Annotated in this window: 1 protein-coding gene; it reads left to right on the forward strand. The window is 63.9% G+C overall.

All coding sequences use genetic code 11. From position 1 onward, the window contains the following. On the forward strand, positions 1 to 568 hold a 568-nt coding region (locus NP596_RS21810), incomplete at both ends, for a condensation domain-containing protein (protein WP_256617468.1).

The raw sequence follows: 568 nt of genomic DNA on the forward strand, positions 1-568 counted from the left end.
GAAACCGCGCAAACCCAAGCCAGCCAATGGGCCGAAGCCGCCGCTCGTCAAGCGTTCGACCTGGAACACGGCCCGTTGTGGCGGGTCACGTTGGTTCGCCTGCCCGCCGAAGATGCGCAGACGCACGAACTGAGCCTGAGCCTGCACCACCTGATCGCCGACGGCTGGTCCCTGAACCGCCTGCTGGCCGAATTCGCCGAACTGTATGCCGCCACGCTGAACCAACGAGTGCCGCAATTGCCAGCGTTACCCATTCGCCATGCCGATTACGCCGTCTGGCAACGCAGCTGGCTGGAAGCCGGTGAAAGCCAACGCCAGCTCGTCTACTGGATTGAACGCCTCGGTGGCGAACAACCGGTCATCGAACTGCCTTACGACCGGCCCCGACCCACGGAACCCAGCCAGCGCGGCGGTCGGGTCAGCTTTGCCCTGTCCGAACCGCTCAGCCACGCCATTCAGCAACTGGCCCGGCAACACAGCGCCACCGTGTTCATGGTGCTGCTGGCCGCCTTCAAGGTTCTGCTATACCGCTACAGCGGTCAAACCGATTTGCGTATCGGCCTGCCGT

Origin of the sequence: Methylomonas rivi, assembly GCF_024505165.1 — a bacterium.
Lineage (GTDB): Bacteria > Pseudomonadota > Gammaproteobacteria > Methylococcales > Methylomonadaceae > Methylomonas > Methylomonas rivi.